Raw genomic sequence first — 12,888 nt, 5'->3', positions numbered from 1 at the left:
CACCCCACACCGCATATGGGTGAAAATCGCGGCCGACGCTGAGCGACGACGGCGACTTTCACCCATATGCGGTGTGGGGTGGGGGCGGGCGGGTCAGGTGGTGGTGAGGGCGCTGCGCATGGGGCGGAGCTTGGCCTCGGACTCGCGGACCTCGGCGGCCGGGTCGGAGGCGGCGACGATGCCGCAGCCGGCGAACAGGCGCACCGAGCGCGGGCCGGTGACCTCCCCGGAGCGCAGCGCGATGCCCCACTCGCCGTCGCCGTCGGCGCCCATCCAGCCGACGGGGCCGGCGTAGCGGCCGCGGTCCATCCGCTCGGTCTCGGCGAGCACCTCGACGGCGCGCGGTGTCGGCGTCCCGCCGACGGCGGCCGTCGGGTGCAGCGCCGCGGCGAGCGCGAGCGAGCTCGGCGAGGTCTGCCGGTCGACGACACCGGTGACGTCGCTGGCCAGGTGCATGACGTTGGGCAAGTGGAGGACGAAGGGTGAGTCGGGCACGTTGAAGCTCGAGCAGTACGGCCCCAGCGCCTTGGCGACGGACTGGACCGCGAGCTCGTGCTCGCCCAGGTCTTTGGAAGAGCGGGCGAGCTGGGCCGCGTGACGCAGGTCGGCGGCGTCGTCGCCGGTGCGCTGGATCGTCCCGGCGAGCACCCGGCAGGCCACGAGGCCCTGGTCGCGCCGCACGAGCAGCTCGGGGGTCGCGCCCACGAGCCCGTCGACGGCGAAGGTCCAGCACGTCGGGTACTGGTCGGCGAGGTTGAGCAGGAGGTGGCGGACGTCGACGTCGGCGCTCGTGCGGGCCACGACGTCGCGGGCCATGACCACCTTCTCCACCGTGCCGGCCCGGATCGCCTCGACGACCTCGGCCACCGCCTCCTGCCACTGCGCGCTCGTGAGGGCGCCGTCGGTGAAGGTGACCTCGCCGGGCGCGGTGACGGGCGCGACGTCGCCGCGGCTGTGGGCGAGGGAGGGGTTCGGGCCCAGCCCCGCCGGGCCGACGACGGTGAGCCAGCTGCGGCCCTCGCGTCGGCCGACGACGACGCGCGGGACGACGAGCGTGCCGCCCGCCTCCGAGCGGCGGGAGAAGGCGAAGGAGCCAAAGGCCACCGGTCCGGTACCCGGCACCCGGACGGCGTCGCGCACGACCATCGCGTCGGCTGTCCGGCGCCACCACGCGTCCGCGTCGATCATTCGCGTCGCGCCGGAGGTGTCCACGCGGGCGGCCACCCCCCAGCCGACGAGCCCGTCGCCGCGCCGGACCCAGCTCGCCGTCGTCGTGACGTCGGGGCGGGGGAGGAGGTCGAGGAGGCCGCCGGGGTCCTCGACCGGGACGGTCCGGGCGAGCAGCGGGACGGGCGCCGGGTCCCCGGCGGGTGCGGACGACATCGTGGCCGTCCTCAGCGGGTCGCGCGGTGCAGCGCGACGATGCCGCCGGAGAGGTTGCGGTAGCCCACCGAGCGCCAGCCAGCGCCGGCCACGAGACCGGCCAGGCCGCGCTGGTCGGGCCAGTCGGTGATCGACTCGGCGAGGTAGCCGTAGGCGTCGGTGTTGGAGGACACCAGCCGCGCCACCCGGGGGAGCACCTGGGTGAGGTAGAAGCTGTACAGCACGCGGAAGGGCGCGAAGGTCGGCCGGGAGAACTCGCAGATGACCAGGCGCCCGCCCGGCCGCGTCACGCGCCGCATCTCCCGCAGCGCGAGGTCGGTGTCGACGACGTTGCGCAGCCCGAAGGAGATCGTCACGACGTCGAAGGACTCGTCGGCGAAGGGCAGCCTCGTCGCGTCACCCGCGACGAAGCTGAGGTCGGGCCGGCGGCGCTTGCCCACCCCGACCATGCCGGTGGAGAAGTCGCACGGGACGACGGCGACGCCCGCGTCCGCGTACGCCTCGCTGGAGGTGCCGGTGCCGGCCGCGAGGTCCAGGACGCGCATGCCCGGCTCGGCCGCGACCGCGCGCCGGGTGGCCACGCGCCACGCGCGGTCCTGCCACAGGGAGAGGATGTCGTTGGTCACGTCGTAGCGCTTGGCCACGGCGTCGAACATCCTCGCCACCTCACGCGGCTGCTTGTCCAGGTCGGCTCGGCTCATGGGGGCATTGTCCCAGGGTGGGCCCCCCGCGCCTGGTTAGGTCACCCTAAGCGGTTAGCGCGTCGCGAACTTTGTAGACTGCTGTTGCATCACCGCGCCGTTCTGGACGTCGGTGGGCACCATGACGAACCAGGAGAGGTGACGTGCGCGCAGCCCACGATGACGCCGACGTCATCGTTGTCGGCGCAGGCCCCGCCGGATCGGCCACCGCGCACTACCTCGCCCAGACCGGTCTGGACGTCCTCCTCCTCGAGAAGGCGACCTTCCCGCGCGACAAGATCTGCGGTGACGGCCTCACCCCGCGCGCCGTCGCCGAGCTCATCCGCATGGGCGTGCCCACCGAGGAGTCCGACGGCTGGATCCGCAACTGGGGGCTGCGCACCTACGGTGGCGGCCACCGCATCGAGATCCCGTGGCCCGAGCTCGCCGAGATGCCGTCCTACGGCCTGGCCCGCTCGCGGATGAACCTCGACGAGACCCTCGCCCGGCACGCCGCCGCCAGCGGTGCGCGGCTGCTCGAGGGCGTGGCCGTCACCGGCCCCGTGCGCCACGAGCGCTCGGGCCGCATCCTCGGCGTCACCACCCGCTCGGTGGACGCCAAGGGCCGACGGACGGGGGAGGAGCGCTCCTACCGCGCGCGCATCGTCGTCGACGCCGGGGGCGTCTCGGCGCGGCTGGCCACGACGATGGGCATCGAGAAGAACGACAACCGTCCCATGGGCGTCGCGATCCGCACCTACTTCACGAGCCCGCGCCACGACGACCCGATGATGGAGTCGCACCTGGAGCTGTGGGACGGGGAGCCGGGCCGCTCGAACCTCATGCCGGGCTACGGCTGGATCTTCGCCCTGGGCGACGGCACGGTCAACGTCGGGCTCGGCTCGCTCAGCTCCACCGCCAAGCCCACGAAGCTCGACTACAAGGGCCTGTTCGCAACGTGGATGCGGAACGCACCCGCCGAGTGGGAGTTCACGCCCGAGAACCAGGTGGGCGAGCTGCGCAGCGCCGCCCTGCCGATGGCCTTCAACCGCAAGCCGCACTACTCCCAGGGAATGCTGCTCGTCGGTGACTCCGGCGGCATGGTCTCGCCCTTCAACGGCGAGGGCATCGCCTATGCGATGCAGTCCGGCCGGATCGCCGCCGACGTCGTCTCCCAGGCGCTGGCCCGGACCACGCCCTACGCGATGGAGAAGGCGCTGCGGACCTACCCCGCGATCCTCGCCGACGAGCTGGGCGGCTACTTCACGATGGGCCAGGTCTTCGCCCGCCTCATCGAGCGGCCGGAGATCATGCGCGCCTGCGTGAAGTACGGTCTCCCACGGCCCGTCCTCATGCGTTTCGTCATGAAGCTCCTGTCCGACGGCTTCGACCGCCGCGACGGGGACTGGATGGATAGGCTCATCGCGGCACTGAGCAGGGCGGTGCCGGCATCGTGAGGCAGCGAGACGGACACCCGAGCAGCCGGAGGGCCACGCCCCCCGCGCACCGAGCAACCACGGAGGCACGATGAACCCCTTCGTCCCCATCCTCGTCATGGCGGCGGCAGCTGCCGCACTGGCGATCGGCGGCCTCGCGGCGAGCGCGGTCATCGGGCCCAAGCGCTACAACCGGGTCAAGGTCGCGAACTACGAGTGCGGTGTGGAGGCCACCCCGCGCGCCACGGGCGCCGGCCGCTTCCCCATCAAGTACTACCTCGTGGCCATGACCTTCATCGTCTTCGACGTCGAGGTCATCTTCCTCGTGCCGTGGGCCATCGCCTTCAGTGAGCTGGCCGCCTTCGGCCTCGTCGCCGCGCTCGCTTTCATCGCCATCATCACCGTGCCTTTCGCCTACGAGTGGCGGCGCGGCGCCCTTGAGTGGGACTGAGGAGGACAACATGGGTCTGGAAGAGAAGCTCCCAGCGGGGTTCATGCTCACGACCGTGGAGAAGGCCGTCGGGCTGGCCCGCAAGGGCTCGATGTGGCCGGTCACCATGGGCCTGGCGTGCTGCGCCATCGAGATGATGGCCGCGGGCACCCCGCGCTTCGACATCTCCCGCTTCGGCATGGAGGTGTTCCGCGCGTCCCCGCGTCACGCCGACCTCATGATCGTCTCGGGCCGCGTGAGCCAGAAGATGGCGCCCGTCGTCCGGCAGATCTACGACCAGATGGCCGACCCCAAGTGGGTCATCTCCATGGGCGTGTGCGCCTCCAGCGGCGGCATGTTCAACAACTACGCGATCATCCAGGGCGTCGACCACCTCGTGCCCGTGGACATCTACCTGCCCGGCTGCCCGCCGCGGCCGGAGATGCTCATCAACGCGATCATGGCGCTGCACGACCAGGTCAAGCACGAGCCCCTCGGTGCCAACCGTGAGGCCGTGGCCCGTGCGGCGGAGGAGGCGGCGCTGGCCGCCACTCCCACCCACCAGATGAAGGGGCTGCTGGCATGAGCGAGCGCGAGGACGAGAAGACGTCCGCCGCCGACGTCGTCAAGCCGGGCATCGGCGAGACGGGTGCGCAGTCGACGACCGAGGCGGCCCTCGAGGCCGCCGGGCAGAACATCCCCGCCGGCCCCGTCGGCGGGCGCCGCGAGCTGGAGGTCGTCGACGTCCGCCGCGGCATGTTCGGTGTCCACGGCAGCGGAGACACCTCCGGCTTCGGTGGCCTCGTCGCCACCGTCGCGATGCCGACGGCCGCCGAGCGGCCCTACGGCAGCTGGTTCGACGAGGTCGTCGACATCCTCGTCGAGCTCCTGGAGGCCGACGGCGTCGACCCGGACAGCGCGATCGAGAAGGTCGTCGTCGACCGCGGCGAGCTGACGATCTTCCTCGCCCGCGAGCACCTGCGCCGCGTGGCCCAGTGGCTGCGTGACGACCAGGACCTGCGCTTTGAGCTGTGCATGGGCGTCTCCGGTGTCCACTACCCGGCCGACGTCGACCGCGAGCTCCACGCCGTCTACCACCTCATCTCCCTCACCCACGGCCGCCAGCTGCGCCTGGAGGTCGCCGTCGCCGACGCCGACCCCCACGTGCCGACGATCGTCGACATCTACCCCGGCAACGACTGGCACGAGCGGGAGACCTGGGACCTCATGGGGATCGTCTTCGACGGTCACCCCTCCCTCGCGCGGACCGCGATGCCCGACGACTGGGTCGGCCACCCGCAGCGCAAGGACTACCCGCTGGGCGGGATCCCGGTCGAGTACAAGGGCGGGACGATCCCGCCGCCCGACACCCGGAGGTCTTACAGCTGATGGCCGAGCACACGAACCTGCACGCCACCGGGCCTGCGCTCGACTCGCAGACCGGCCCCGAGTTCACCGCCGACGGCGGTGACTGGGCGGCCATCGCCGCCGAGGCCGAGCGCCTGGGCGAGGAGCGCATCGTCGTCAACATGGGGCCGGTGCACCCCTCGACCCACGGCGTGCTCCGGCTCATCCTCGACATCGAGGGTGAGACGATCAACGAGCTGCGCGTCGGTACCGGCTACCTGCACACCGGTATCGAGAAGAACATGGAGTACCGGAACTGGACCCAGGGCGTGACGTTCTGCACCCGCATGGACTACGTCGCCCCGCTGTTCCAGGAGGCCGCCTACTGCCTCGGCGTGGAGAAGCTCCTCGGCATCACCGACGAGATCCCGGCGCGCGCGACCCTCATCCGGGTCCTCGTCATGGAGCTCAACCGGATCGCCTCGCACATCGTCGCGATCGCCACGGCCGGTAACGAGCTGGGTGCCACGACGATGATGACGATCGGCTTCCGCGCCCGCGAGGAGATCCTGCGGATCCTCGAGCACATCACCGGCCTGCGGATGAACCACGCCTACATCCGCCCCGGCGGCGTGGCGCAGGACATCCCGGCCGACACGGTCGAGATGGTCCGCGAGCTGCTCCCCAAGGTGCGCCGCGACATCGGTGAGCTCCAGGACCTCACGATGGCCAACCCCATCTACAAGCTGCGGCACGAGGACGTCGGCCACATCTCCCTGGCCGCCGGCCTGGCCCTCGGGCTCACCGGCCCCGCGCTGCGCGCCTCGGGCTACCCGCTCGACATGCGTCGTATCGCGCCGTACTGCGGCTACGAGACCTACGACTTCGACGTCATCACCGACGACAGCTGCGACGCCTTCGGGCGCGTCAAGGTCCGCTGGGCCGAGTGCTACGAGTCGATGAAGATCGTCGACCAGGTCCTCGAGCGCCTCGAGGCCACCCCCGGCCCGGTCATGGTCGCGGACAAGAAGGTCGCCTGGCCGGCCCAGCTGTCCATCGGCAGCGACGGCCAGGGCAACTCCCTGGACCACATCCGCGAGATCATGGGCACCTCGATGGAGTCGCTCATCCACCACTTCAAGCTCGTCACCGAGGGCTTCCGGGTCCCGGCCGGGCAGGTGTACCAGTCGATCGAGCACCCGCGCGGCGTCCTGGGGGTCCACCTCGTCTCCGACGGCGGGACGCGGCCCTACCGAGCCCACTTCCGTGACCCGTCCTTCTCCAACCTGCAGTCGACGTCGATCATGAGCGAGGGTGGCCAGCTGGCCGACGTCGTCGTCACGCTGGCCTCGATCGACCCTGTCCTGGGAGGGGTGGACCGCTGATGAGCGTCGTCACCACGTACGCACCCGAGGTGGAGGAGCGGCTGCGCGGCGAGGCCGGGCAGATCATCTCCCGCTACCCGCAGGCACGCTCGGCCCTGCTGCCGATGCTGCACCTCATCCAGTCCGAGGACGGCTACGTCAGCGCCCGCGGCATCGCGCTGTGCGCCGAGCTCCTCGGCCTCACCCGCGCCGAGGTCTCCGCGGTCGCGACCTTCTACACCCAGTACAAGCGCCACCCCAACGGCCAGTACACGGTCGGGGTGTGCACGAACGCGCTGTGCGCCGTCATGGGCGGCGACATCATCTACGACAAGGTCTCCGAGCACCTGGGCATCGGCCACGACGAGACCACCGAGGACGGCGTCATCACCCTCGAGCAGGTCGAGTGCAACGCGGCCTGCGACTACGCGCCCGTCGTCGTCGTCAACTGGGAGTTCTTCGACAACCAGACCCCGACGTCGGCCATCGGCCTCGTCGACGAGCTGCGGGCCGGCCGTCCGGTCAGCCCCACGCGCGGGGCGGCGACCGTCGGCACCTTCAAGGAGATCTCCCACGTCCTGGCCGGCTTCGACGACGGCCGCGCGGACGAGGGCGTGGGCGCCGGTCCGGCGACCCTCGCCGGGCTGCAGCTGGCTCGCGAGCGCGGCTGGACCGCCCCCGCGACCGACGAGGCCCGAGGCGGCGGCGCCGTCGAGGGCGGGACCGTCCCCAACCCCTACGGCAGCGCCGAGCGCCCGCCGACAACCCCTGACGACACCGATCCGGCGGGCAAGCGTGGCCCGGCCGGCGAGGGCGCCACGGCCGAGGAGGGCAAGCAGTGAGCCAGACGCAGCTGACTCCGATCCTGTCGGACATCTGGGACGCCGAGCGCTCCTGGAGCCTGGAGACCTACCGCTCCCGCGGCGGCTACCAGGCCCTGGCCACGGCCATGGACATGGCCCCGGGCGACGTCGTCGAGACCGTCAAGGGCTCCGGCCTGCGCGGCCGCGGCGGCGCCGGCTTCCCCACCGGCCTCAAGTGGTCCTTCCTCCCGGCTCCCGACGGCGGTCCCCGCTACCTCGTCGTCAACGCCGACGAGTCCGAGCCGGGCGCCTGCAAGGACGTCCCGCTCATGTTGGCCAACCCGCACGCCCTCATCGAGGGCGTGGCGATCACGTCCTACGCCATCGGCGGCAACCACGCGTTCATCTACCTGCGCGGGGAGGTGGTCCACGTCTACCGCCGCCTCCTGGCCGCGGTCCGCGAGGCCCGCGAGGCCGGTCTCATCGGCACGAACCTCGGCCCGAACGGCGACTACAGCCTCGAGATCACCGTCCACGCCGGCGCCGGCGCCTACATCTGCGGTGAGGAGACGGCGCTGCTCGACTCCCTCGAGGGCCGCCGCGGCCAGCCGCGGCTCAAGCCGCCGTTCCCGGCGGTCGCGGGGCTCTACGCCCGTCCCACCGTGGTCAACAACGTCGAGTCGATCGCCTCGGTCCCCGGGATCCTGCGCGGGGGCACGGACTGGTTCTCCTCGATGGGCACCGAGAAGTCCGCCGGCCACGGCCTGTTCTCCCTGTCCGGGCACGTTGCCCGGCCCGGGCAGTACGAGGCGCCGCTCGGCATCACGATGCGCGAGCTCATCGACATGGCTGGTGGGATCCGCGCCGGGCACCGCTTGAAGTTCTGGACCCCCGGTGGTTCCTCGAGCCCGATCCTCACCGAGGAGCACCTCGACGTCCCGCTCGACTACGAGTCCGTGGGGGCGGCGGGCTCGATGCTCGGCACCCGTTCGCTCATGGTCTTCGACGAGACCGTCTCGGTGGTCCGCGTCGTCTCCCGCTGGACGGACTTCTACCAGCACGAGTCCTGCGGCAAGTGCACCCCCTGCCGTGAGGGCACGTACTGGATGAAGCAGGTCATGCACCGGCTCGAGGCCGGCAAGGGCCTGCCCACCGACATCGACCTCCTCCTCGACGTCTCGGCGAACATCGCCGGACGCTCCTTCTGCGCCCTCGGCGACGCGTCCGCCGTCCCGATCCAGAGCGGCATCAAGTACTTCCGCTCGGAGTTCGAGGCCGGCACGCACACCGCCGCCCGCGAGCTCTTCCCGTACGAGGCCTCGGCCGTGTTCTCCGAAGTAGGTGCCCGATGACGACGACGGCTTCCACTCCCGCGACGACGGAGCAGCGCGACCTCCTCACCGTCACCATCGACGGCGTCGAGGTCGACGTCCCCAAGGGCACGCTCGTCATCCGGGCGGCCGAGCAGGTCGGGATCCAGATCCCGCGGTTCTGCGACCACCCCCTCCTCAAGCCCGCCGGCGCCTGCCGCCAGTGCCTCGTGGAGGTCTCCACCCCGGACCGTGAGGGCAACCTTCGCGCGATGCCCAAGCCGCAGACCTCGTGCACGCTCGAGGCCACCCCCGGCATGGTCGTGGCGACCCAGCACACCTCCGCCGTCGCCGACAAGGCGCAGCACGGGATGATCGAGTTCCTCCTCGTCAACCACCCGCTCGACTGCCCCGTCTGCGACAAGGGCGGGGAGTGCCCGCTGCAGAACCAGGCGATGACGAACGGCCGGGCGACCTCCCGCTTCGTCGACATCAAGCGCACCTTCCCCAAGCCGCTGAAGATCTCCAGCGAGATCCTCCTCGACCGCGACCGCTGCATCCTGTGCCAGCGCTGCACCCGCTTCTCCGACCAGATCGCCGGTGACCCGTTCATCGCGCTCCAGGGCCGGGGCGGTGGCACGCCGGGCCGCGACGTCCACGCGACGCACGGCTCGCAGATCGGCACCTTCGACGCCGACGTCCTCGACTTCGCCTACGAGGGCGGGGAGGCGCCGCACCGCACGGACCGCGGCCTCAGCGGCCCCGTCGAGGGTGAGCCCGGCGTCCTCGTCGGCCTGTCCGCCGGCCCGGTCGGGGTCGCCGAGACCGACACGACCGGTCGCCCCTTCTCCTCGTACTTCTCCGGCAACACGATCCAGATCTGCCCGGTCGGCGCGCTCACCTCTGCGACGTACCGCTTCCGCGCGCGTCCCTTCGACCTCATCTCCACGGAGTCCGTCGCGGAGCACGACGCCGGTGGCTCGGCCATCCGCGTCGACCACCGCCGCGGCGTCGTCGTCCGCCGCCTCGCCGGTGACGACGCCGAGGTCAACGAGGAGTGGATCACCGACAAGGACCGCTTCGCCTTCACCTGGCAGTCGGCCCCCGACCGCCTGGAGTACCCGCTCGTGCGGGACGAGGACACCGGGGAGCTCGTCGAGACGAGCTGGTCCGAGGCGCTGCACCTGGCCGCCCGCGGCCTCGAGCGCGCCCGCGGGAACGGCGGCGTCGGCGTCCTGCCCGGCGGCCGCCTCACCCTCGAGGACTCCTACGCGTGGTCCCGCTTCGCCCGGACCGTGCTCGGCACCAACGACGTCGACCACCGGGCCCGGCCCTCCTCCGCCGAGGAGGCCGACTTCCTCGCGCGCCGGGTCGCCGGCGCCCCGATGGACGTCACCTTCTCCGCGCTCGAGCACGCCGGGCACGTCCTGCTCGTCGGCCTGGAGCCCGAGGAGGAGAGCGGGACGATGTTCCTGCGCCTGCGCAAGGGTGTCCTCGCCGGCACCGTCGCGGTGAGCACCGTCGCCCCCTTCGCCACCCGCGGCACGACCAAGCTGCGCGCCTCGCTGCTGCCCGCCGTCCCCGGCGCCGAGGCAGCCGTGCTCGACAGCATCGCGCCCGACTCCACGGAGGTCGCCGCCGCCGCGGTGGCCACCGCGCTCACCGAGCCCGGCGCCGTCGTCCTCGTGGGCGAGCGGGCCGGTGCGCTGCCCGGCGTGCTCACCGCCGTCGAGCGTCTCGTCGACCGCACCGGTGCGCGCCTGGCCTGGGTGCCGCGCCGTGCCGGAGAGCGGGGCGCCGTCGAGGCCGGGCTGCTGCCGGGCCTGCTGCCCGGCGGACGGCACGTGTCCGACGCCGAGGCCCGCGTCGACGTCGCGGCCGCCTGGGGCCTGGACCGGCTCCCCTCCGCCGCCGGCCGCGACCTCACCGCCATCCTGGAGGACACCGGGGCCGGACGCCTCGGCGGGCTCCTCGTCGGCGGCGTCGAGCTGCGCGACCTGCCCGACCCAGCCCTCGCGCGGCGCGCGCTGTCCGCCGCCGGGTTCGTCGTCCAGCTCGAGGTGCGCCGCAGCGAGGTCACCGAGCACGCCGACGTCGTGCTGCCGGTCGCCCCGCCCGTCGAGAAGGGCGGCACCTTCGTCAACTGGGAGGGACGTCGCCGGCCCTTCGGGCAGGTGCTCGTCTCCCACCAGATGGCCGACCAGCGTGTCCTGGACGCCCTCGCCGCCGAGATGGGCACGACCATGGGCTGCGGCACGCTCGCCGACGTCCACGCCCAGCTCACCGAGCTCGCCGGTTGGCAGCCCGCCCAGGTGCCCGTCCCCGCACCGGTCGGCGCCGCGCCGGCCCCCGCGGTGGGCGAGCACCAGGCGGTCCTGGCCACCTGGAAGCTCCAGCTCGACGCCGGTCGCGGCCAGGACGGTGAGCCGCACCTCGCGGGCACCGCCCACCGCCCCGTCCTGCGCCTCTCGGCGGGCCGCGCGGCCCGCCTCGGCGCCGTCGACGGGGCCGCGGTCACCGTTCGCGGCCGGGCCGGTAGCATCACCCTGCCGCTGGCCGTCACGACGATGTCCGACGACGTCGTCTGGGTCCCGGAGAACTCCCCGGGGTCCCACGTGCACGAGATGCTCGGCGCGGGCGCCGGCTCCCTCGTCGACCTGGAGGTGACGCGATGATGTTCGCGCCCATGGTGGTCAGCGACCCCACGGCCGCCCCGACCGCCGACTTCAGCAACGACACCTGGTGGATCTGGGTGATCAAGGCGGTGGCGATCATCGTCATGCTGCTGGTCTTCGTGCTCATCGCCATCTGGGCCGAGCGCAAGGTCCTGGCGCGCATGCAGACGCGGCCCGGCCCCAACGTGCACGGCCCCATGGGGCTGCTCCAGTCGACGGCCGACGCGATGAAGCTGCTCCTCAAGGAGGACATCAACCTCAAGGGCGCCGACCGCTTCGTCTACCTGCTCGCGCCGTTCATCGCCGCGCTGTGCGCCTTCCTCATCTACGCGGTCATCCCCTTCGGGCCCGAGGTGTCGATCTTCGGGATCGAGACCCCGCTCCAGCTCGCCGACTCCTCGGTGTCGGTGCTCTACATCCTCGGCATCACCGCGCTGGGCGTGTACGGCATCGTCCTGGGCGGCTGGTCCTCCAACTCCACCTTCCCGCTGCTGGGCGCCGTGCGCTCCTCCGCGCAGGTCATCTCCTACGAGCTCGCCATGGCGCTGGCCCTCGCCTCGGTCTTCCTCGTCGCCGGCTCCGCCTCGACGTCCCAGATCGTGGAGTCCCAGACCCGCGTGTGGTGGGCGATCATCCTGCTGCCCGCCTTCCTCATCTACCTCGTGTCGATGGTCGGTGAGGTCAACCGCCTGCCCTTCGACCTGCCCGAGGCCGAGGGCGAGCTCGTCGCCGGCCACATGGTCGAGTACTCCTCGATGAAGTTCGCCTGGTTCTTCCTCGCCGAGTACATCAACATGTTCAACGTCTCCGCGGTCGCTGCGACGCTCTTCCTCGGCGGCTGGCGTGCACCCTGGCCGCTGTCGGCGATCAACGACGGCATGTTCAACCAGGGCTGGTGGCCGCCGCTGTGGCTGATCGCCAAGATCTGGCTCGTCATGTTCTTCATGTTCTGGCTGCGCGGCACGCTCCTGCGCTTCCGCTACGACCAGTTCATGAACCTCGGCTGGAAGATCCTCATCCCCGCCGCCCTCGCGTGGCTCGTCGCCGTCGCTGTCGTCCAGGGACTGCTCCAGTTCTCCGACATCGACCTGCGCACGATGCTCTTCGTCCTCGCGGGCTTCTTCGTCGTCGTCCTCGTCCTCACCCTCGTGTGGCCGGAGAAGAAGACGGAGCCCGACGCCGAGCAGACGGCCCCCGCGGGCGCCGACGGTGTGGTCGTCGACTCCGGGTTCGACGCCTTCGCCGGTGGCTTCCCCGTGCCGCCGATGCCGGGCCAGCAGCTCCCGCCCTCCCCGCGGCGCCGCCTCACCGAGGCCGGCACCGCGACCCAGACCAAGTCGGCACCTGCACAGGAGGCCAGCGATGAGTAAGCGGCAGGACCACGAGCCTGGCAAGGAGAACCTGCGCAAGCAGCTTGCCAAGCCCTCCAAGCGCCGGGGGGAGGTCGGCAAGCGGCTCCC

The 12,888-nt window shown here is 71.8% G+C and carries 11 protein-coding genes; 9 read left to right on the top strand and 2 right to left on the bottom strand.

Annotated features, from left to right (window positions below; translation table 11 throughout):
* Positions 1 to 93 precede the first annotated feature (93 nt).
* Positions 94 to 1,383 carry an isochorismate synthase gene (locus M3148_RS07745; RefSeq protein WP_251304089.1) on the bottom strand — a complete coding sequence of 430 codons (1,290 nt, stop codon included), beginning with the start codon at positions 1,381 to 1,383 and terminating at the stop codon, positions 94 to 96.
* 11 nt (positions 1,384 to 1,394) lie between these two features.
* A complete protein-coding gene (locus tag M3148_RS07740) occupies positions 1,395 to 2,084 on the bottom strand; it encodes a demethylmenaquinone methyltransferase (protein ID WP_251304088.1) in 690 nt (229 codons plus the stop codon).
* 143 nt (positions 2,085 to 2,227) lie between these two features.
* Between M3148_RS07740 and M3148_RS07735 the strand changes: the two genes are divergently transcribed.
* The 9 genes from M3148_RS07735 (at position 2,228) to nuoH (ending at position 12,798) form a co-directional block, all read left to right on the top strand.
* Positions 2,228 to 3,520: a geranylgeranyl reductase family protein gene (locus M3148_RS07735; RefSeq protein ID WP_251304087.1), complete on the top strand. Its 1,293-nt coding sequence runs from the start codon at positions 2,228 to 2,230 to the stop codon at positions 3,518 to 3,520.
* A gap of 70 nt (positions 3,521 to 3,590) precedes the next feature.
* The gene (locus M3148_RS07730) at positions 3,591 to 3,950 is read left to right on the top strand and encodes an NADH-quinone oxidoreductase subunit A (protein ID WP_251304086.1); all 360 of its coding nucleotides are present in this window, start codon (positions 3,591 to 3,593) and stop codon (positions 3,948 to 3,950) included.
* Positions 3,951 to 3,960: 10 nt separating this feature from the next.
* Positions 3,961 to 4,515, top strand: coding sequence for a NuoB/complex I 20 kDa subunit family protein (locus M3148_RS07725; RefSeq protein ID WP_251304085.1), 555 nt, complete (start codon positions 3,961 to 3,963; stop codon positions 4,513 to 4,515).
* Positions 4,512 to 5,318, top strand: coding sequence for an NADH-quinone oxidoreductase subunit C (locus tag M3148_RS07720; protein WP_251304084.1), 807 nt, complete (start codon positions 4,512 to 4,514; stop codon positions 5,316 to 5,318). The genes M3148_RS07725 and M3148_RS07720 overlap by 4 nt, the downstream gene beginning before the upstream one ends.
* Complete coding sequence (locus M3148_RS07715; RefSeq protein WP_251304083.1) at positions 5,318 to 6,661, top strand: NADH-quinone oxidoreductase subunit D; 1,344 nt, start codon at positions 5,318 to 5,320, stop codon at positions 6,659 to 6,661. The genes M3148_RS07720 and M3148_RS07715 overlap by 1 nt, the downstream gene beginning before the upstream one ends.
* Positions 6,661 to 7,482: an NADH-quinone oxidoreductase subunit NuoE gene (nuoE, locus tag M3148_RS07710; RefSeq protein ID WP_251304082.1), complete on the top strand. Its 822-nt coding sequence runs from the start codon at positions 6,661 to 6,663 to the stop codon at positions 7,480 to 7,482. Before M3148_RS07715 ends, nuoE begins: the two co-directional genes overlap by 1 nt.
* Complete coding sequence (gene nuoF, locus M3148_RS07705) at positions 7,479 to 8,795, top strand: NADH-quinone oxidoreductase subunit NuoF (protein ID WP_251304081.1); 1,317 nt, start codon at positions 7,479 to 7,481, stop codon at positions 8,793 to 8,795. Before nuoE ends, nuoF begins: the two co-directional genes overlap by 4 nt.
* Positions 8,792 to 11,428 (top strand): NADH-quinone oxidoreductase subunit G, encoded by a 2,637-nt coding sequence (locus tag M3148_RS07700; RefSeq protein ID WP_251304080.1) that lies wholly within the window; start codon positions 8,792 to 8,794, stop codon positions 11,426 to 11,428. The genes nuoF and M3148_RS07700 overlap by 4 nt, the downstream gene beginning before the upstream one ends.
* Positions 11,425 to 12,798: an NADH-quinone oxidoreductase subunit NuoH gene (gene nuoH, locus M3148_RS07695; protein WP_251304079.1), complete on the top strand. Its 1,374-nt coding sequence runs from the start codon at positions 11,425 to 11,427 to the stop codon at positions 12,796 to 12,798. The genes M3148_RS07700 and nuoH overlap by 4 nt, the downstream gene beginning before the upstream one ends.
* The last annotated feature ends 90 nt before the right edge of the window (positions 12,799 to 12,888 follow it).

Origin of the sequence: Georgenia satyanarayanai, from assembly GCF_023715365.1 — a bacterium.
Lineage (GTDB): Bacteria > Actinomycetota > Actinomycetes > Actinomycetales > Actinomycetaceae > Oceanitalea > Oceanitalea satyanarayanai_B.
The sequence above is the reverse complement of the archived record's forward strand: the minus strand, read 5'-3'. Positions and strand labels throughout refer to the sequence as shown.

Coding starts and splice junctions, on each gene's coding strand:
- M3148_RS07745 (WP_251304089.1), bottom strand. CDS start 1,383: ATGTCGTCCGCACCCGCCGGGGACCCGGCGCCCGTCCCGCTGCTCGCC.
- M3148_RS07740 (WP_251304088.1), bottom strand. CDS start 2,084: ATGAGCCGAGCCGACCTGGACAAGCAGCCGCGTGAGGTGGCGAGGATG.
- M3148_RS07730 (WP_251304086.1), top strand. CDS start 3,591: ATGAACCCCTTCGTCCCCATCCTCGTCATGGCGGCGGCAGCTGCCGCA.
- M3148_RS07725 (WP_251304085.1), top strand. CDS start 3,961: ATGGGTCTGGAAGAGAAGCTCCCAGCGGGGTTCATGCTCACGACCGTG.
- M3148_RS07720 (WP_251304084.1), top strand. CDS start 4,512: ATGAGCGAGCGCGAGGACGAGAAGACGTCCGCCGCCGACGTCGTCAAG.
- M3148_RS07715 (WP_251304083.1), top strand. CDS start 5,318: ATGGCCGAGCACACGAACCTGCACGCCACCGGGCCTGCGCTCGACTCG.
- nuoE (WP_251304082.1), top strand. CDS start 6,661: ATGAGCGTCGTCACCACGTACGCACCCGAGGTGGAGGAGCGGCTGCGC.
- M3148_RS07700 (WP_251304080.1), top strand. CDS start 8,792: ATGACGACGACGGCTTCCACTCCCGCGACGACGGAGCAGCGCGACCTC.
- nuoH (WP_251304079.1), top strand. CDS start 11,425: ATGATGTTCGCGCCCATGGTGGTCAGCGACCCCACGGCCGCCCCGACC.